17 protein-coding genes and 1 other annotated feature are annotated in these 20,067 nt (G+C 40.3%); of the genes, 12 read left to right on the top strand and 5 right to left on the bottom strand.

Annotation, left to right across the window (positions count from 1 at the left end):
• Positions 1-56: 56 nt before the first annotated feature.
• Positions 57-689, bottom strand: a complete 633-nt coding sequence (locus tag ACE1TI_RS04220) for a GNAT family N-acetyltransferase (RefSeq protein ID WP_375006334.1) — start codon at positions 687-689, stop codon at positions 57-59.
• A 251-nt stretch (positions 690-940) separates the two neighbouring features.
• Here ACE1TI_RS04220 and acsA point away from each other — a divergent pair, with 251 nt between their 5' ends.
• Positions 941-2,659 carry an acetate--CoA ligase gene (gene acsA / locus ACE1TI_RS04215; RefSeq protein ID WP_375006333.1) on the top strand — a complete coding sequence of 573 codons (1,719 nt, stop codon included), beginning with the start codon at positions 941-943 and terminating at the stop codon, positions 2,657-2,659.
• Between the two features lie 73 nt (positions 2,660-2,732).
• Here acsA and ACE1TI_RS04210 read toward each other — a convergent pair whose 3' ends face one another.
• Positions 2,733-5,672, bottom strand: coding sequence for a transglycosylase domain-containing protein (locus ACE1TI_RS04210; RefSeq protein ID WP_375006332.1), 2,940 nt, complete (start codon positions 5,670-5,672; stop codon positions 2,733-2,735).
• A gap of 138 nt (positions 5,673-5,810) precedes the next feature.
• Positions 5,811-6,040: a binding site (T-box leader), on the top strand.
• Positions 6,041-6,137: 97 nt separating this feature from the next.
• Here ACE1TI_RS04210 and tyrS point away from each other — a divergent pair.
• Positions 6,138-7,412, top strand: coding sequence for a tyrosine--tRNA ligase (gene tyrS / locus ACE1TI_RS04205; RefSeq protein WP_375006331.1), 1,275 nt, complete (start codon positions 6,138-6,140; stop codon positions 7,410-7,412).
• Between the two features lie 98 nt (positions 7,413-7,510).
• Here the strand turns inward: tyrS and rpsD are convergent, their stop codons facing one another.
• A complete protein-coding gene (gene rpsD / locus ACE1TI_RS04200; RefSeq protein ID WP_375006330.1) occupies positions 7,511-8,113 on the bottom strand; it encodes a 30S ribosomal protein S4 in 603 nt (200 codons plus the stop codon).
• A 452-nt stretch (positions 8,114-8,565) separates the two neighbouring features.
• Here rpsD and ACE1TI_RS04195 point away from each other — a divergent pair, with 452 nt between their 5' ends.
• The 3 genes from ACE1TI_RS04195 to ACE1TI_RS04185 all read left to right on the top strand — a co-directional run bounded on the left by ACE1TI_RS04195 (position 8,566) and on the right by ACE1TI_RS04185 (position 9,719).
• Entirely contained in the window at positions 8,566-8,721 is a 156-nt protein-coding gene (locus ACE1TI_RS04195; RefSeq protein ID WP_375006329.1) for a hypothetical protein, read from the top strand.
• 405 nt (positions 8,722-9,126) lie between these two features.
• Positions 9,127-9,585, top strand: a complete 459-nt coding sequence (locus ACE1TI_RS04190) for a GGDEF domain-containing protein (protein ID WP_375006328.1) — start codon at positions 9,127-9,129, stop codon at positions 9,583-9,585.
• The gene (locus tag ACE1TI_RS04185; protein ID WP_375006327.1) at positions 9,567-9,719 is read left to right on the top strand and encodes a diguanylate cyclase domain-containing protein; all 153 of its coding nucleotides are present in this window, start codon (positions 9,567-9,569) and stop codon (positions 9,717-9,719) included. The genes ACE1TI_RS04190 and ACE1TI_RS04185 overlap by 19 nt, the downstream gene beginning before the upstream one ends.
• A gap of 145 nt (positions 9,720-9,864) precedes the next feature.
• Here ACE1TI_RS04185 and ACE1TI_RS04180 read toward each other — a convergent pair whose 3' ends face one another.
• Positions 9,865-10,350 carry a GAF domain-containing protein gene (locus ACE1TI_RS04180; RefSeq protein ID WP_375006326.1) on the bottom strand — a complete coding sequence of 162 codons (486 nt, stop codon included), beginning with the start codon at positions 10,348-10,350 and terminating at the stop codon, positions 9,865-9,867.
• Positions 10,351-10,562: 212 nt separating this feature from the next.
• On the opposite strand from ACE1TI_RS04180, the gene refZ reads away from it, so the two are divergent.
• Positions 10,563-11,234, top strand: a complete 672-nt coding sequence (refZ, locus tag ACE1TI_RS04175; protein ID WP_375006325.1) for a forespore capture DNA-binding protein RefZ — start codon at positions 10,563-10,565, stop codon at positions 11,232-11,234.
• 12 nt (positions 11,235-11,246) lie between these two features.
• Here refZ and hisJ read toward each other — a convergent pair whose 3' ends face one another.
• Positions 11,247-12,038, bottom strand: a complete 792-nt coding sequence (gene hisJ / locus ACE1TI_RS04170; protein ID WP_375006324.1) for a histidinol-phosphatase HisJ — start codon at positions 12,036-12,038, stop codon at positions 11,247-11,249.
• Between the two features lie 297 nt (positions 12,039-12,335).
• Between hisJ and ACE1TI_RS04165 the strand changes: the two genes are divergently transcribed.
• From ACE1TI_RS04165 to sppA, 6 genes are all read left to right on the top strand, one after another.
• Positions 12,336-14,021 (top strand): septation ring formation regulator EzrA, encoded by a 1,686-nt coding sequence (locus ACE1TI_RS04165; RefSeq protein ID WP_375006323.1) that lies wholly within the window; start codon positions 12,336-12,338, stop codon positions 14,019-14,021.
• A 126-nt stretch (positions 14,022-14,147) separates the two neighbouring features.
• Positions 14,148-14,558: a hypothetical protein gene (locus ACE1TI_RS04160; protein WP_375006322.1), complete on the top strand. Its 411-nt coding sequence runs from the start codon at positions 14,148-14,150 to the stop codon at positions 14,556-14,558.
• 369 nt (positions 14,559-14,927) lie between these two features.
• A complete protein-coding gene (locus ACE1TI_RS04155; protein ID WP_375006321.1) occupies positions 14,928-16,082 on the top strand; it encodes a cysteine desulfurase family protein in 1,155 nt (384 codons plus the stop codon).
• Positions 16,079-17,287, top strand: coding sequence for a tRNA uracil 4-sulfurtransferase ThiI (gene thiI / locus ACE1TI_RS04150; RefSeq protein ID WP_375006320.1), 1,209 nt, complete (start codon positions 16,079-16,081; stop codon positions 17,285-17,287). The genes ACE1TI_RS04155 and thiI overlap by 4 nt, the downstream gene beginning before the upstream one ends.
• 204 nt (positions 17,288-17,491) lie before the next feature.
• The gene (locus ACE1TI_RS04145) at positions 17,492-19,036 is read left to right on the top strand and encodes an amidohydrolase (protein WP_375006319.1); all 1,545 of its coding nucleotides are present in this window, start codon (positions 17,492-17,494) and stop codon (positions 19,034-19,036) included.
• Positions 19,037-19,067: 31 nt separating this feature from the next.
• The gene (sppA, locus tag ACE1TI_RS04140; RefSeq protein ID WP_375006318.1) at positions 19,068-20,066 is read left to right on the top strand and encodes a signal peptide peptidase SppA; all 999 of its coding nucleotides are present in this window, start codon (positions 19,068-19,070) and stop codon (positions 20,064-20,066) included.
• Position 20,067 lies beyond the last annotated feature (1 nt).

Below are 20,067 nucleotides of genomic sequence, written 5' to 3'. Positions count from 1 at the left end.
CACCCCTTTAAGCGTTTTCATACTTATCCAGGTATGATGGTTGGAGGAACAGCTGCCTAATGCATAAAGCGGTTTGAAAAACGAACGGCATCAAATTGTTGAATAGACTCATTATCCACACGTTCTCCAATTCGCACCATTAAACAATTGGCAGGGTGAGAACTGATTTCAGGGTCGTCGGTTGCCATCCACTCCAGTCCTCCGGCATTCATCATTTTTTCCATAACTTTTCTGTATTCCCACACAGACAAACCGCTTCCTTTTAAATCCCAATGCCAATAATATTCTGTTGTTATAATAATATAGTCTTCTACAGCATCGTCCAGCATAGAAAACTCAAGCAGGTTTGTTCCCAATTTTGCTCCCCGGTACTCTGCTGCAATCTCAATTGCTCCAAGCTCCAGCAGATTCTCCATATTTGCTTCGGACCACCGCTCAAGTGGATCTGGGTGCACAAGCGTAACATAACCGACAATCGTGTTTTCATCGATAACTGCGTTAATACGGCCCTCGGGCAGGTCGGCAATACCTATTAATGCTTTTTTTTGCTCTTCTGGAGGACGGAAGGCTACCAGCCCTTCATGAAAATCATATTCATGAATTTTTTTTCCTGAAATAGGGCCTTCCATAAGGAGAGTACGGCCTTCGAACTCTAATTCCCTGGAATAATACGTCTTCTTATGGATCATCCATGTACCACCTTTTATGTTGTTTATTACCTAAGTTAATTATTTTCTATTATACATTATTGAATGCAGACGTTGGGGACAACCAATAAATTTTTGGGGCGGGGTTTTAAATTAAAACAGCGGTGAAATAAAAAATATACTTGTTTAAGAGAGGAGGAGGACTATCCTGCAAATATAAATTGAACAAAAATTCATAATATATTATAATGTGTATTAGAACATAAAATACATAGCAGAGAGGAAGATGGTATATGAAAGTGCAAACGCTTCCACCAAAAAATGGAGAATTTAATCTAAAAAATTATGAAGAAGCGGCTAAAAGCTTTGACTGGACTGAAACAGAAAAGGAATTCAGCTGGTTCGAGACAGGAAAAGTGAACATGGCCCATGAAGCTATCGACCGCCATGCGGACTCTCCAGAGAAAAAAGATCAAGTAGCGTTATATTACAGTGACGCGAACAGAGATGAGAAATATACATTTGCCGAAATGAAAGAAAAAACGAACAAAGCGGCAAATATTATGAAAGAAGCAGGAATTCAAAAAGGCGACCGCGTGTTTATTTTTATGCCGCGTTCTCCTGAGTTATATTTTGCGGTGCTCGGAGCAATCAAAGCAGGCGCTATTGTAGGGCCTTTATTTGAAGCCTTTATGGAAGGAGCTGTACGGGACCGTCTTGAAGACAGCGAAGCAAAAGCACTAGTCACTACTCCTGATTTGCTTGAACGCGTTCCGGTAGATGATCTTCCTTATTTAGATACTGTTTTCATTAAGGGAGACGGGGTAAAAGAAGAAGGACCTTATCTTGATTTTCAATCCCGCTTGGATCAAGCAAGTATTGAATTTGAACCAGAATGGGTCGATCGTGAAGATGGTTTAATCCTTCACTACACCTCTGGGTCAACTGGGAAACCAAAAGGTGTTCTTCATGTTCATAATGCAATGCTTCAGCATTATCAAACGGCTAAGTGGGTGCTCGATCTTAAAAAGGATGACGTTTATTGGTGTACAGCTGACCCGGGCTGGGTAACTGGAACATCTTATGGTATTTTTGGGCCGTGGCTCGCTGGAGCGACAAATGTTGTACGCGGCGGCCGTTTCAGTCCTCAAGATTGGTATGAAACTTTAGAACGCTACAAAGTTTCTGTATGGTACAGTGCTCCTACAGCTTTCCGTATGCTGATGAGTGTTGGTGACGAGGTAGTGAAAAACTATGATCTTTCTAACCTGCGCCATATCTTAAGCGTTGGGGAGCCGTTGAATCCAGAAGTAGTGCGCTGGGGAGAAAAAGTATTTAATCTGCGTATTCACGATACTTGGTGGATGACGGAAACCGGGGCTATGATGATTTGTAACTATCCTTCTATGACGATAAAAGCAGGTTCAATGGGTAAACCTATTCCGGGCGTAAAAGCAGCTATTATAGATGACCAGGGAAATGAATTACCTCCGAATAGAATGGGGAACCTTGCGATTGGTAAAGGGTGGCCATCCATGATGAGAACGATTTGGAATAACGAAGAGAAATACAACAGCTATTTTGAATTAGATGGCTGGTATGTTTCTGGAGATTCAGCTTATATGGATGAGGATGGCTACTTTTGGTTCCAGGGCCGTATTGATGATGTTATTATGACATCTGGCGAGCGTGTAGGCCCGTTTGAGGTAGAAAGTAAGATTATAGAACATCCGGCTGTAGCGGAAGCAGGTGTCATTGGAAAACCTGATCCGGTAAGAGGAGAAATCATCAAAGCATTTGTTGCAGTTCGAGATGGGCATGAAGTAACAGAAGAATTAAAAGAGGATATTCGCAATTTCGTTAAGAAAGGTTTGGCTGCTCATGCGGCACCTCGTGAAATTGAATTCCGTGATAAGCTGCCGAAGACGCGCAGCGGTAAGATTATGCGCCGTGTGTTAAAAGCCTGGGAGCTTGATTTACCAACTGGTGACCTTTCTACGATGGAAGATTAATTTATTTTAACAAAAGCCCTGCTGAAAGTATTCAGCAGGGCTTTTACAATCGCTTTATCAAGAAAAAGTATGATTAATCGTCATCGTCTTCACTGTTGTCATTATCATCGCCATCGTTTTCCTCATCGGTATTATCATCTTCATTCGTATCATTGTTATCCTGCTCGGTATCGCTATCTTCTTCCCTGTTATTGTCTTCTGAGGAGCTGTCATCGCCTTCTTCACGGCCCCCGTTGTTATTATCATTACTTCGATCATTATTTTTCTCATTGCTATTATCATTATTGGACTCATTATTAGAAGAATCACCGTAATCATTGTCTTCTTCGTTGTCGTCATTATTTTGACTGCTGCCTTCAGCCGAATTAGATTCTGTTGATTGTCTGCCCCTGGAGTCAACAGCAGTCACGAAAAATTTTCCGTTTGTGTTCACGCTTGTAGAAGTAGTGGTATTTGAACGCACTGTTTTTACTCTCGATCCGTCACGAGAGTATATCCTGTAGCCAACAATGTCATTGTCAGGATGCTGGTTCCATGTAATTTGACCGCCATTAAAAGACACTCCGGTCACCTGTGATGGTCTGCGGCCATTATTAGGAGCCGATTGGTCAGGAACAATATTATCCCAATCATCTGGTAGATATTCACTCATATCGTCAGCATCAAAATAATCTTCTTTAATCGATACTCCTGATTGAGTGAAGTCTGACGGAGTGGAGTCATAAGCTTTATATCTTTCACCATTAATCGTAACAGAAGATACTTCGCTAAGACTGTCATCAGTTTCTGATGGTAAAAATTCCTCGTTAAAGTAATCTGTTGTTGTCAAGCCTGCTTCTTTACAAAGGGAGCTAGGCAGTTTTCCTGAAATACCACAAATGGTCTGACGTACTATGCCGTCAGGCTGTTCAAACTCATCATCAATTCCTAATACATCAGGGTCTGCGTCATAAGCTGCGTTCATCATTTCTGCCCATATTTGCTGTGTTCTAGCACCATAACTTAACCCTTTGTAAGGTGTAGCGAGAGCCTGTGGGTCATCATATCCGATCCAGGTACCAAAGGTCACGTTTGGGTTTAAACCGATAAACCAGGAATCTTTTGTGTCGTTTGTTGTACCTGTTTTACCAGCCCAATCACCGCCGAATTTGAGCATACCAGGAAGAGCGCTTGCTGTACCACCTGGTTCTAAGACGTCTCTTAAAATATCTACCGTTAGAAAAGCAGTTTGCGGCGAAAAGACTTTATTGTTTTCCGCATTGTGTTCATAAACAGTTTCCCCATCTTTTTTCTCGATTTTTTCGATTAAATACGAATCGTGAAATTGCCCTTCGTTTCCAAATGTAGCAAAGGCATTCGTATTTTGTTCGACAGTTGCCCCGTAAGTTAAACCGCCGATTGATCCAGACTCATAAGGTTCATCAGGATCAAGCCTCTGAAATCCCATGTCTTCAAGCGCCTGCCTGGAAGTTTCATGTTCTATCCTTTGAAAAGTCTTGACGGCTGGAACATTTCTAGATTCCTTTAATGCTTCTCGAACACTGACAAAACCTTGATAACTGCCTCCGAAATTTGTAAACTCTGTCCCATCTCTATACTCACTTGGGACATCGGGAAGTACGGTGCCCGGCTGTACAACACCTTGATCAATAGCAGGGCCGTATGCTAACAAGGGTTTCATCGTTGACCCGTTTTGCCTGTATGCTTGAGTGGCGTGATTTAAGTTTTCCCTGTTAAAATCTCGTCCTCCAACAAAACTTAAAATAGCTCCCGTTTGATTATCTATTAAAATGGCTCCGACTTCTTCAGGCTCTGTACCATCTTCACCCTGCCGGTCAGGTCCAAACCATTCCGAGTTATTAACCGCTTCTTGCATGGAATCATAAATATCTTTTTTTATAGTAAGGTGGACATTGTAGCCGCCAAGGGCTAATTCCTTTTTAGCTTGAGCTAGATATTGTGTGAGAGTTTCCTGACGTTCTTCTTCATCAAGGTCATCAATCTCAATACCATCTTCTTCTAATAAATTTTCACGTATGATTCGAGAAGCCCGGTCTTGTGCTTCATACGTAAGGTATGGATAATCTTCAACGAGGCTTCCGGATGGATCGGTTAAATTATTTTTTATGTCATATTCAAGAGCTTCTTCGTATTCTTCTTTTGTAATAAAGCCGTTTTCATGCATATTGTTTAAAACTAATTTCATTCTGTTTAAACCGGCATCAAAATCTTCCTTAACTTCTCCGCCTGCAGCAAAAGGGGTATAGACGAAGGGGTTTTTTGGAAGACCTGCAATAAAAGCAGATTGAGCTATATTTAATTCCGAAGCATCTACTCCAAATAATCCTTCTGCGGCAGATTGGGCTCCTGCGATATTCCGGCCATTTGCGTTTCGGCCAAAAGGAACAATATTAAGGTAGGCTTCGAGGATTTCCTCTTTTTCAAAAAAGTTTTCCATTCGTAAGGCCAGGGCAATTTCTTTTGCTTTTCGGTCAAAAGAAATTTCATTTGTCAATAATTGGTTTTTAATAATCTGCTGGGTCAGCGTACTGCCGCCGGTCTGCGTGCTGGCCCCGGTTATCTCTTGGTAAGTAGCACGAAATAATGCTTTTGGGACGACCCCTTTATGTTCAAAGAAGTATTCGTCTTCTGTAGAAATAACAGCATGAATTAGATGATTAGACATTTCATCAAGCGACCGTTCTTTTCTTTCAAGGTCAGCAGGTATTTTTCCTAAGTATTCATCATCGTCAAAATATAGATCGCTTACTTCTTCATAATTATAAACTTCCTGTTGAAATTCTTCTTTACTGTAATCTTCCTGATCTTCTACCAATGAGACAAAATAGCCGGCCCCGGCCCCTCCAACAAATAATGCCAGCATTACCATCAGAACAGCCGATATTAAGACAAGGTTCCAGAACACATGGGATGTAATATTAAGTCCTTTAATGAATGAATGGTTTTTCACCTTGTCGAGCTTGTGGTTTAGTCTTTCAAAAAATTTATGCATATATAATTCCTCCTAAACGTCAACGATATTATAGCATAAGCGGTACTAGCTTCCTATGCGTTTTACTGATTTTCTCTTCTGCCGTTGACAGAAAGAAAGCAAATATGATAAAAGAAATATAGTCTAAAAATTTTATAATAATAAGCATTGAAGGATTGAAGTAGCATATTCCTCCCTGTATTCAGAGAACCGGCGGCTGGTGCAAGCCGGTACAAAGGAAAGATGTGAATTACGTTCTCGAGCTTCTTTTGGTTTATACGTGTTCTTCCTATGAATCAAAAGACGGAATCTGCCGTTATAACAACCGAGTGGAAAGCAGCATGTAAGCTTTCAACAAGGGTGGTACCGCGATAAAGATCGTCCCTTCTAGAGAGGAAGGGGCGTTTTTTAATGGGAAAAAATCCCTAGGCTTTGATACTCAGCTTTGAAACGTATTTGTTATTCTCAAAAAAGGAGCGCTGGAATGTGGATATTTTAAAAGACTTAGAATTTCGCGGATTGATTAATCAAGTTACAGACAGAGAAGGGCTTCAGGAACTGTTAAATGAAAAACAAGTAACGATGTATTGTGGTTTTGACCCAACTGGGGATAGTCTTCATATTGGACACCTGCTGACCATAATAACTCTTCGCCGTTTTCAGCTGGCAGGACATAAGCCTCTCGCGCTTGTAGGCGGGGCTACTGGGTTGATTGGAGATCCAAGCGGAAAAAAAGCGGAACGGACATTGAATGAAGAAGATGTCGTCAAAATGTATAGTGATAGAATTAAAGGACAACTACAAAAATACTTGGATTTCGAGGGCGGCGATAAAGCTGAGGTGCTAAATAACTATGATTGGATTGGAAGCATGAGTGTTGTTTCCTTTTTAAGAGATGTAGGAAAACATTTTGGTTTAAATTATATGCTCGCAAAAGAGTCAGTTGAATCCCGCATCCAGTCCGGTATTTCTTTTACAGAATTCAGCTATCAAATATTGCAGTCCTTTGATTTTTACCATTTAAACAAAGAAAAAGGATGTCAGCTGCAAATTGGCGGAAGCGACCAATGGGGAAATATTACAGCTGGTCTAGAGCTGATCCGCCGGATGAAAGGTGGAGAAGAAGGAGAACAGCCGGATGCTTATGGATTTACGATACCTCTTGTTACAAAAGCAGATGGGACGAAGTTTGGGAAGACGGAAGGCGGAGCCATTTGGCTTGATCCTGAAAAAACGTCACCATACGAATTTTATCAATTTCTCATTAACACGGACGACCGTGACGTTATTAAATTCTTGAAGTATTTTACGTTTTTAGATAATGAAGAAATTAATGAATTAGAAAAAGAACTGGAAGCGCGTCCTGAAGAGCGTAAAGCCCACCGCAGACTTGCTGAAGAAGTGACTTGTTTCGTCCATGGGGAAAATGCACTCACCCAGGCGCAGCACATTTCACAAGTTTTATTTGGCGGAGGGGACCTGAAAGAACTATCTGCCGAAGAAATTAAACAAGGGTTTAAAGATGTACCAGCTCACGTAATAGAGGAGAAAGAAAAGGGACTCTTAGATCTTCTGGTTGAAGCAGGCATCTCTCCTTCTAAGCGGCAAGCGAGAGAAGATATTAAAAACGGAGCAATTTATATTAATGGAGATCGTTGTCAGGAGCTGGATAAAGTCATTGGAAAGGAAGATAAAATTGATGGTGCCTTTACTATCATTCGCCGCGGGAAAAAGAAATATTTTTTAATTCAATATGCTTAAAAACAGACCTGAGACCATGCAGCCGGTCTCAGGTTCTTTCATATTGAACGTAAAAAAGTCAGACACCCTAAATTTAGGAAGCCTGACTTTTGTTTAGCTTAACGGGAGTAGTATTCAACGATAAGCGCTTCTGTAATTTCAGAAGGAAGTTCAGAACGCTCAGGATAGCGGTTGTACGTTCCTTCAAGCTTTTCTTCGTCAAAAGTTAAATATTCTGGTACGAAGTTGTTCACTTCTACTGCTTCTTTTACAGCAGAAAGGTTGCGGGATTTTTCGCGAAGACCGATTGTTTGGTTCGGCTTAACGCGGTAAGATGGAATATCTACACGTTCTCCGTCAACCGTTACGTGTCCGTGTGTAACAAGCTGGCGCGCAGCACGGCGTGTGCGAGCAAGGCCAAGTCGGTATACTAAGTTATCAAGACGGGATTCAAGCAAGATCATAAAGTTCTCACCGTGTACCCCTTGCATTTTACCAGCCTGTTCAAACAACTTGCGGAATTGACGCTCGTTCAAACCGTACATATAGCGAAGTTTTTGTTTTTCTTGAAGCTGCAGGCCGTACTCTGAAAGTTTCTTCCGTTGAGTCGGTCCGTGTTCGCCTGGTGCATATGGGCGTTTTTCTAATTCTTTTCCTGTACCGCTTAGAGAAATACCAAAACGGCGGGATTTTTTCCAAGATGGTCCTGTATAACGTGCCATACAAGAAGCCTCCTCTATATTAAAGTATTGGAAAAAGAACAACGTTGACAATCTCCTGACATGCTCATTTTGTTTTCAAGCATCTTCGCCTCGACAGCTAGAGGTTACGCAATGCCCCTTAAACCAATGATTCAGCCGCAGGTTTAAGGAACAAAATGATAAGGGTGTACATATCAAGTTTGTCCTGGCTGTCTTTCACACAGACGCCATTATATAATTTTTCGAAATCTAAGTCAATATTTCCCGCTGTATAAAGTGAAATAATTTTTTAAGAAAAGAAAGGAAAAGTTTGGATAAATAAGTTATATTTAACTGCAAAAGACTCAGGTCAAATGTATCATATATAATAAATCATAAAATTTTCAACGTACAGGATGGACTAATGCCGCCGCTGCCACGGGAAGTGGAGTCTTTGGCGGTTTCCTTTAAAATGCGATCAGCCGAGTTCATCGATGCGGGCTGGTTCCGTATTAAAAGAAGTAATAAAGGCCCTTCAATCTGTCTATTCATCATGCCGTATTGCCCTGCATTTATCACAAGAATGGGATGTACAAGAAGATTTGCCGGAGATTGATTATTCAAATGGGTTAGAAAATATGAATGGATAAATGAAACAAACTTATTTATCCGGCATGATACAAGAGGATGACACCTCTGGAAACAACACATCTGTGTTATATATTCCGCTTCGAGGGAAACAGGGAATTTATGGAGTCCTTCAAATGTAATGAGACATCATATATATTAAATTCCAGGTTAAAGCTGGAAGAGACAGCACAAAGCATGAAAAGCCAAATCAAAAAATTTATCCCCTCTTGAAAAATGAAAATTGAATTTGTACTTACAAATGAGAATGATAATTTTCGAATGCTAAATAAAAGCTTCTTTAAAAAACCGGAGCATATAAAAGTTATATATAAAATGATTAAACGATTTGAAAATCAAGCAGATCCTTTATTTATAAGTGACCTAAACACAAGACCAACCTATTGCTTATTGGAATACAACTCCTGATGGCTGTGCCTATGGTACAAAGCAGGGAAATAAAGGGTATTGTTATTGTGCTGGTAAAAGAATTTACTTTTCACCAATTTAAACTGCTGCAGTCGCTTGTTCATCATTCCACCCTTGCTTTTCTGAATGCTATGCTCCATGAACAGCTGGAAACTATGGTAATTACCGATCACTTAACAAAACTGCATTCCAGGCATTATCTTGATGAATGTATACTTCGGGCGCTTACTCAAGAGAAGGAAGGTACGTTTCTACTTTTCGATATTGATAAATTCAAAAAAGTAAATGATACCTTTGGCCATCAAACAGGAGATCAGATTATTATTCAAGTTGGATCGATTATTCAGCAGAATATTCGTAAAAATGATATTGCAGCAAGGTGGGGAGGAGAAGAATTAGCAGTTTATTTACCTCAGACTGCTGCGTCAGCAGGAAAAAAGTGGCACGCCGAATTGTAGAAAGTGTTGCAAGGGAATCAGCCCCAGCAGTGACTGTGTCTTGCGGCGCTGCAAACTGGAAACAAGAAGAGCAGGTGTCTCTTGATCTTCTCTTTGTGCGGGCTGATCGCGCCCTTTATCAAGCGAAAAAGTAAGGAAAAAATCAAGTCGTTTTCGAAGAAGAATCAAAGGATGCTTTATTTTAAAGGTGCGTGCTGCCCCCTTTTGATAGGTTTCTTTACGCAAGTGAGGAACAATCGAAGACAGCACGCACTAAATGAATAGAAGCTATGCCAGTGTTTAAATATGTTTCAATAAGATGTCAGCAAATTGCTCCAGATACTGTTCTTCTTCTTTAGAGAACCTGTTATCAACAGGGCTGTCAATATCTAACACTCCTATTAACTGACTCTCCTTTACAAGAGGAACAACAATTTCAGAGCGTGTAGCCCCGTCGCAGGCAATATGTCCGGGGAATGCAGTAACGTCTGCTACACGTACTGTACGTCGTTCATTCGCTGCAGTCCCGCATACTCCTTTTTTCATTGGAATTCTCACACAGGCAGGCAGGCCCTGGAACGGACCGAGCACAAGCTCCTCTTTTTGTTCTTGGTATAAATAGAAACCTACCCAATTAACTTCATCTAGAAATTGATTTAATAAAGCAGCAGCATTAGCTAAATTGGCGGTTTGCTCTGTTTCCCCTTCTAGTAAAGCATCGAGCTGTTTAAATAAAGTAGTGAATCCTTCTTGCAGTGTACCTTTATATTCAACCGGTTGAAACAATTATTTTCCTCTCCTTTTCTAACATGGTTCTGGATAAAACAAGTTTATCATATAGATTTTGTCACGTCTCACACAGCACTTTGCCGAATAAACCTTGAAAGTGTCGACAACTTTTTAAAGGGTTATTAGTAAGAAAGAAGGAATTATTAAGTAAGGTTGAAAATCGCTCATGATCATAGGTTTCTACATTGTTTATAAAGGAGGCGATGGCTGTGTCCGCCACCGAAAACACCAAGGAAAAAATGTTAGAAGCTGCAACGGTCTTATTTACCAGTAAAGGATTTCATGGAACCTCTATTAGAGAAATAGCCGCAAAGACTGGCGTCAATATTTCCCTTGTGTCCTACTATTTTGGAGGAAAGCAGGGCCTGCTTGAAGCATTGATGACAGACTTTCTAGAAGGGTATATGAAAGAGCTGGAGCAGGCCGTGAAAGTCACGCATGCAGATGCTTATGAAAAGATGCTGTATATGGCTGAAAGAAGCTTAACTTATATGCAAGTACATCATTTACGCGCTCGCTTTGTACTTCGCGAGATGACATTAGATTCTACTCTTATTCGCGAAATAACCAGTACTTATCTCATGAAAGAAAAACACCTGTACTCTATTGTTTTGAAAAAAGGAATCCAGGAAGGAACATTTGCCTCCATCCCTGTGAATTGGACTATTATGCAATTTAGAGGAATGGTTATCATGCCTTTTTTACATCATCAGTATGTAAGAGAAGTTTTCCATCTTCAGCCTCAGCAATCACATTTTGTTACGGTTTACCGTAAAGAAATAAGAGAATGGGCATCAAAAGTATTGTTAAAAGAAAATAAGAAGAATCAGGGGAGGCGTACATTCGCCAGAGAAAAGCGGGCTGACTATATCCATCCGTAATGATCACTCCCATTATATAAGCTGTCCTGTCCCCTGCATTAATTCTTTTGCCTGGTGTGCATCCGAACCGTATATGAGCGGGATGCCTCTTTTTTTTGCTTCTAAAGCAACATCTCGAGGTGGATAGGACTCACGGCACAATGGTTTAGCTGTACCTGCTCCGTTATAATCAAGCTCCATTCCTTTACTTGCAATAGAATCTAAAAGAGCATGCACTTTGCTTTGAAGATCAACTGGGTCGAACCGTTTATGAAATTTGCGGATAAGGGTAATATGTCCAATGCGCTTTGGTTTGTGCTTCCCTAGGTCGCAGTCAATCGATTGATGAAGTGTTTGGAAATAAAGATTTACTGTGCGCTCAACCGAACCTGTTTTTTTCACTAATTCCGCAAAACTTTCAGGGCTGTAGTCTAAACAAGTATAGCTTCCTCCGGCAAGGAGAAAGTGAACAGACAAAATACTATCATCCAGCATAGGTCCAACATTATCAAGAAAGGCCTTCGTTTCATGATCGAATCCTTCAATGAAATCTACTTCCAGCCCTGTTAATATTTCAATATCGTTCTCGTATTCTTTTTTCCATTTATTAATTTCTTCTAGGTACGAATGTAATTCTGTGTATGGCATCGCGCTGTCTTTTTCAGGAACAGTGTCTTCAAATCCAGCAGGAAGCGGAGCATGTTCAGCAAAAGTAATTGTTTGGAGTCCTTCTGAAATAGAACGTTCTATATACTTTTTAAATGAATCGCCAGACCCGTGCGGACAAAACGGGGTGTGAATGTGTCCATCTCTTAATACAGCCAATTTTCATTCCTCTTCTCTTAAAAATTAAAGATCAATTTAAATGAATAGAAAAAATTTGTGTTTTTGTCCTGCGTTTTTCACAAATAAAGTCTTTCCATGTTATCATATAATTGAATTTATTGCTGTGCAAACCAGATTTTGAGAAAAACTTAGCTTATCTATGTAAATAAATTTTATACTTTTTGAACAGTAAAAAAAGTATATCAGAAAAAGCAGGAATTTAGCTGAACGTGACGAAAAACTTCAATACTAATAAATTATGCGATTTAAGCGGCGGCAAAACTGGAGTGAAGGCCCATGATGATGTATGTGATATTAACAGCAGCTCTTATTATAGCTGCAGTAATTATTTATGGAGCTGTTTCTAGGAGAAAAATATATAAAAAAGTGGACAGGCTGGAGCAATGGAAAACAAAAATAGCCAACCAGCCTGTAGCAGAGGAAATTTCTAAAGTCAAAGGCCTTACTATGTCAGGGCAAACCGAAGAAAAGTTTGAAGAATGGCGTAAAGAATGGGATGAAATTCTTGCCTCATACCTCCCTGATATTGAAGAAGCTCTTTTTGATATAGAAGAGTGGGCGAATAAATATCGTTTCCGCAAATCAAACGAGCTTTTAGAAAGCGTAGAAACTCAGTTACAAGATATAGATTCTCATATTCTTGCTATTTTTAATGAAGTAGAAGAGCTAATACATAGTGAAGAAGAAAATCGAACGGGAATAACAGAAACACAAGGGAAATTTGATTCCATTCAAGAGTTTATTTCTCAGAACAGGCTTTCTTTAGGCGGCACAGCCCGTATGTTTGAAAGCAAAATGAATGACTTAAGGGATTTGTTTGCGTTGTTTCATGAAGAAACAGAAGCCGGGAACTACATGAAAGCAAATCAAATATTAAAAGATTTAAATGAGAAGCTTATCGAAACGGAAGAAAATGTAAAGAGTGTACCTGCTCTCTTGGTTGATGTTGAAAGTGAATTGCCGGAGGAATGCAATGAAGTAGAAAAAGGCATGGAAGAAATGGAACAGGCAGGGTATGAACTTTCTCATTTTGATTTCCGCTATCAATTAGAAGAGTTTCACAGTGAATTCCCTTTGTTAAGCAAAGCCGTTGCTGACTTGGAATTAGAAAGAGTGAAGGATCGAATTCAAGAAATTCGTGACTATTTTGAGCATATTTATCAAACGCTTGAAAAGGAAGTAGAAGCACGCAGATTCGTTGAAGTTCAAGCACTCGAAGTAAGAGAGGAAATAAACCGCCTCGAAACACAATTAAATGAGCTCCAAATAGAATGCGAAAAAGTGAAAATGAGCTACAGAATCCCGGAAGAAGAAAATGAGCGGCAAAAGAAGGCAGAAAACGGAATGGAAGAAACACTCAAAAATTGGAATGTCTTTAAAGATATGTATGATTTTCGCAAGCAGTCATTTACCAGTTTGAAAGAAAAGCTCGAAGCACTTAAAAAAGAATTAAACTCTTTAGATAAGGATATTAGAAGTTCAAAAGAAAAGTTATATATGCTCCGCAAAGATGAACTGAAAGCATTAGAAACCTTGAAAACGTTACGCAGACAATTACTTCAGGATAGAATGAAACTTGAACGATCCCTCCTGCCAAGAGTACCTTCTTTGTTGTTAAACGAGGTAGATGCTTCAGAAGAAAGGTTGGAAGCTGCTGCGTCTGCCCTTGAAGAAGTCCCAGTAGAAATGGGAAGAGTCAATGCAGCAGTAGAGGATGCAGAGTATCATGTCAAAAGAGTTCATCAGGAATTAAGAACAACATTAGAACAAGCCCGTCTTGCTGAACGTGCTATCCAACATGGTAATAAATATCGAAGCCAGTCCCTATCTATTGACGAAGCCTTATTAAAAGCAGAAGATCATTTTCGCAAAGGATATTATGATGAAGCAGTAAATACAGCAATCGCGGCATTAGAACAAAAAGAACCCAATGTACTAGAAAACATAAGCGGAAGATATTAATGTATCCACTGCAAATTTAGGTCTTAGTATCTAGTTTTTGCTAGATATACACGAAAGATACACAAATTTGTTCGCTTCTTTCATCAAAAGTGATATAATAGTCACGATTGAAAGGAGGGAGGGTGGATGAAACCTTTTTATATAGTGGCTGCAGCGATCATTCTTTGCTTTGCCGTATTGGGGGCGGCCGGGATGATGCTTTTTGCTGATAATAACGAGAAAGAACCAGCAGCCCAAAAATCTACAGAAGAACTAGCCGCAGAGCTTGACCGGGAACTGGGGGTCACAACTTCTGATTCTTCATCAAAAGAAGAGGCATTGAATCGAGACAATTCTTTAGAACAAGATAGTGAAAATCTTTTAGATGAGGATGCCAAAAAAGAAGATAATGCTTCTGGTCAAGATAGTAATTCTTCTTCCACCGCTTTGGCCTTACAAAATGAAACGAATAAAATTACTGAGTCCAGAGCTATATATATTGCATCTGAAGAAGGGACTATTTCAGTGGACGAACTGCTTGAAATCATAAATGAATAACCATACGGCTAAAAGCTGCCCTTTAAAAGAAGGACAGCTTTTTTACATTCGATAACCAGGCACTTCGGACAAATGAAGGCCATATCCCATTCTAGCTGCCCGGCCATCTGTTTGAAATTATGCGAATCCTTTTATAAGTATATAGAAATTTTTTTTGCTTGGTTTCCACAGCTCAAAAACAAGGCGTTGGTCCTTTTCTTTCCTATTCTTGTATGTTAATATATATTGTTGCATCCTACGGGAATAATAGGGAGAACACCCTGCAACAAAGACTAAATTAATAAGCGGCGGCAGATTACAGGGTCATGAAGATTGGACGGGAGTCGGTTTTCGCTTTCGCCCGTAACATGAAGAAAAGGGGCAGAACCAATGGTTTACTTAGACAATAGTGCCACCACAAAACCATGGCAGGAAGTCCTTGAGACTTATCAGGAGGCAGCTTCCACTTATTTTGGAAACCCGTCTTCGCTGCATAGGCCAGGTTCAGAAGCAGAAACACTGCTAAACAAAGCAAGAGAATCTGTGGCATCATTATTAAAAGCAAAACCAAATGAAATCATATTTACATCTGGCGGGACAGAAGGAAATAACCTTGCTATTAAAGGAGCAGCTATAGAGCACAGAAAAAGGGGACGGCACTTGGTTACTACTACTGTCGAGCATCCTTCTGTAAAAGAAGCGTTTTCTCAGTTAGAGGCATTTGGCTTCGAGGTGACCTATGTACCGGTAGATAAAGAAGGCAGAGTGTCTCCGGAAGACGTAGAGAACGCAGTCCGTGCAGATACCACTCTTGTTTCCATTATCCATGTTAATAATGAAATGGGAACCATTCAGCCTATTGAAGAAATAGGTAAGCGTTTAGAAAAGTATCCAAAGCTTTATTTTCATACCGATCATGTCCAGGGGGCGGCGCACAACCCGTTGGACTTACATGAAGCAAAAGTGGATTTATGTACAATTTCCGGACACAAATTTCATGGTGTGAAAGGAACAGGCGCTTTATTTATGAAAGAGGGTACAGTGCTTTCTCCATTATTTCATGGAGGTTCTCAAGAACAAACATACAGAGCAGGAACAGAAAACGTTCCAGGTATTACGGCTATGGCAAAAGCACTCCGTATATCAAGAGAACGTTTAGCAGCAGAAGAAAAACGCTTATATCAATTAAGAGACTTTCTTATTGATTCCTTAAGCGATATAAAAGGAGCAGAAGTAAATACGCCTAAAAGAGGTGCAGCTCCTCATATTGTAAATGTATCGTTTCCCGGGGTAAAACCAGAAGTTATTATTCAATCACTGACAAAACGTCAATACCATTTATCAACTAAATCAGCATGCTCTTCCAAAATGCAGGAGCCTAGTGCAGTGATTAAAGCTGCTGGTTTAGGAATGGAAAGAGCGGAAAGTGCTATTCGGGCAAGTTTTTCTTTTGACACCAAAGAAGAAGATGTAAAAAAACTTATTGAGGTATTGAACGAGATTATACCGGAAATGAAAAAGGTTATGGGAGCGGAACGTTCATGAAATATGATCATATTTTAATTCGATACGGCGAATTGGCTTTAAAAGGAAGAAATCGCAATGATTTTGAAAAAAAATTGAAGCAGAATATTCAATTTGCAATTAGTGAACATTCTGCCTGCAAAGTAAAGCGGACTTATGGCCGGATGATGATTGAATTACATGAAGAAAATCCAGAGCCTGTTATCGAGAAGCTGAAACATGTATTTGGCATTTCTTCGTTTAGTTTAGCTATGAAAGCATCTAATGAAATCGAAGAAATAAAAGACGCCGCTCTGCAAGCTTTTTTACAGCATGACGGAAAAAAGGGAACATTTAAGGTGAGTGCCCGCCGCTCTTATAAACCATTTCCCATTCACTCCCAAGACTTAAACCAGTACATTGGCGGTTATATCCTTCGCAATACCGAAGGAGTAACCGTGGATGTTCATCACCCCGATGTAGAAGTAGTAGTGGAAGTAAGGGAACAGGGCACATATATTACCTGCGGCAGAGTGGAAGGGGCCGGAGGACTTCCAGTTGGGACAGCTGGTAAGGTAGCACTCATGTTATCCGGCGGTATCGACAGTCCTGTGGCAGGATATTTGGCTATGAAAAGAGGGGCTGAATTAGAAGCTGTACATTTTCACAGCCCTCCTTATACAAATGAACGAGCACGTAAAAAAGTAGAGGATTTGACCAAAACCTTAACGAGGTTTGGCGGCCGAATAAAATTACACGTTGTACCATTTACCGAACTTCAAAAAGCTATACATGCTAACATTCCTTCGAACTACGCTATGACTATTATGCGTCGTATGATGTTTAGGATCACAGAAAAAATAGCAGATAAACAAAAGGCAAAGGCTATTGTTAATGGAGAAAGCCTCGGACAAGTTGCTTCTCAGACTCTTGAAAGTATGTACACCATTAATGAAGTAACCAACATGCCTATTTTAAGGCCGCTTGTTACCATGGATAAGCAAGAAGTAGTAGAAGTAGCTGAAAAAATAGGCACTTACTCCATCTCTGTTCTTCCTTATGAAGACTGCTGTACGATATTTCTTCCTCCTGATTCGGTCACAAAACCGCGCCGGGATAAAGCTGGGCGTTTTGAGGAAGCATTTGACTTTGAGCCTTATATCGAAGCCGCTGTTCAAAATGCAGAAATACTTGATATAGGAAGTGAAGAAGAAAGTTTTGAAAAGCAAATGAATGACCTTTTATAATCACAGCTGTCTCCCCAATGAATCGATTGCGGGAGACAGTTTTACATTTGATCTGTTTAAGGTGACACATCAAGATATATATTGTACGTTAATAAAGTGAAACTTTATTAAAGGTGTGCCGTAAAACATAGACGAAAGACGGTGATTGAACTGGGTACGTTGTGGTTTAATGGCAAGATATATACAATGAAGCAGGAAAATGATATGACGGAAGCGGTATATACGGAAAATGGAAAGATACAGGACATTGGTGTAAAAGAAGAATTAGAAAACAAATATCCTCATATTGAGCAACGTATGGATTTAAAAGGTTCTGTCATGTTTCCTGGTTTTACAGACAGTCATTTACATATGATTGCCCTTGGAGAAACCATGCTTCAATTAGATTTATCTGAATTCACAGATGCTAATGCAATGAAACAGGCATTAGTAGATAAAGCTAAAACCTTAAAAGAAGGGCAATGGCTGATTGGAGAAGGCTGGAACGAAAACAATTTTGCGGACAGAAAAATCTTTCACAAAGCTGAATTGGATGAAATAGCACCACATAATCCTATTATACTGACAAGAATCTGCCGTCATGCTGCGCTTGCAAATTCTCCTGCCTTAGAGAAAGCGGGTATAAGTAAAAGGACACCCAATCCGGCAGGGGGAATTATCGTTAGAGATAATAACGGGGAAGAAACCGGTTATTTGCTTGACCAAGCAGCCGATTTAGTTAAAGCAGTGCAGCCGCCTGTAAGCGATGAAGAGTTAAGGCAGGCATTGAATTCAGCAGTTGAACACATGGTAAAAAAGGGTCTTACCGGCGGACATACTGAAGATCTAAACTACTATGGAGGTTTTCAAAGAACCTTTCGCGCTTTTCAGGATGTTATAAAAGAGAAGCGGTGGAAATTTAGAGCAAATCTACTTGTTCATCACGAAGTAGTGGATGATATGAGGCAGCTTGGATACGAATATGGCGCAGTAGATGACTTTTTATCATTTGGTGCCGTGAAAATCTTTGCCGATGGAGCACTTGGCGGGCGGACCGCTCTTTTACGCTATCCTTATAATGATGCTCCAGAAACTTCCGGCGTTGCCATCCATTCTAGGGAGAATTTAAAAAAGCTGGTTGAAAAAGCACGGAAGGAAAAAATGCCCGTTGCCATTCATACCATTGGTGATTTAGCTTTGGAGTATGCTGTCGAATCGCTTGAAGAGCATCCTGTCCCCAGGGGCAAAAAAGACCGGATTATACATGCTCAAATTACGCCTCCTGACTTAATTGACAGGTTAAAGAAGCTCGATGTTGTTCTAGATTTACAGCCCCGGTTTGTGCTGTCTGATTTTCCTTGGGTCAAAGAAAGGCTTGGAACAACTCGGCTTTCCCATTCATTCGCCTGGAAAACATTATTAAAGAAAGGGGTGGAGTGCGCAGGCAGTTCAGATGCTCCCATTGAACCAGTGGACCCGTTAGAAGGAATCCAGGCAGCTATTACAAGAAAAAAACCTGCCGAGACTCACAGCGGGTATCTGCCTGAGCAAAAGTTAACACCATTTGAAGCTGTCTCTCTTTATACGACAGGAAGTGCCAAGGCAATCGGAAAAGAAATGGAAATGGGAAAGATAGCTCCAGGTTATACAGCTGATTTCACTATTTTAGACCAGGACATTTTGACAATCAACGAAGATGAAATGGTTCACGCAAATGTCAAAGGAACGGTAGTTGCAGAAGAATTTCAGTATAATGACTTAAATATTTAAGATTAGACACGAATTTTGAGGAGGACTGCAAATGAGCACGAAAAGATGGCTTGCACTTGGAATCGCTGCACTGCTGCTTGCTGTGTCGATAGGCTTTCAATTTGTTTCGACGATAGCATCGGGAAATTTTGAAAACATGTTCGGCGGAAGCGACGATGGAATTGAAGAAGAAGTAATGCAGGAAGGACAGGGGCAGGATAAAATAGCAGTAATTGATATAGAAGGGGTTATTCAAGATACCGGCGGTGCTCCTTCCTTTATGAATCAAAGCATGTATAACCACCGTCAGTTTATGAAGATGCTTGAGAGTGCCGGTGAAAATCCCAACATAAACGGTATCATCCTAAGAGTAAATACACCAGGCGGCGGCGTAGTGGAAAGCGCTGAAATACATGATAAAGTACAGGAAATACAAGAAGAGAATAGCAAGCCTGTATATGTATCTATGGGGAACACAGCAGCATCTGGCGGATATTATGTAGCTGCTCCGGCGGATAAAATTGTTGCTCATCCCGCTACTGTTACCGGCTCAATTGGTGTGATAATGGAAAGCATTAATTATTCAGAGCTGGCTGAAGAATTAGGGCTTGAATTTAATACCATTAAAAGTGGTCCGTTTAAAGATATCATGTCTGGAAATCGTGATATGACCGAGGAAGAAGAAGAGATTTTACAATCTATGGTTGATGATTTTTATGGAGATTTTGTTAATGTTATTGCTAATGGGCGCGGCATGTCAGAAGAAGAAGTACGTGAGATTGGGGACGGCCGTGTATATTCCGGAAAGCAGGCAGAAGAGCTGGATCTAGTCGATAATTTAGGATCTTTAGAAGACACCATATCATTAATGGAAGAAGATCAAGGTCTTAATAACCCGCAAGTCGTTCGTTACCACGGGGCGTTCACGTTTAATCAATTTCTCGGCACATCCGCTCGGAGCTTGTTTGTTAATGATGCAGAGCTGTTAGGAATTAAAGAGCTGCTGATGGAATCCGAAACTCCGCGCGCTATGTATTTATATACGGAATAAG

The sequence above is a fragment of the Alteribacillus sp. JSM 102045 genome (assembly GCF_041949975.1).
In the GTDB taxonomy this organism is placed as follows: domain Bacteria; phylum Bacillota; class Bacilli; order Bacillales; family Marinococcaceae; genus Alteribacillus.
This window is presented reverse-complemented; position numbering and strand designations above follow the sequence as displayed.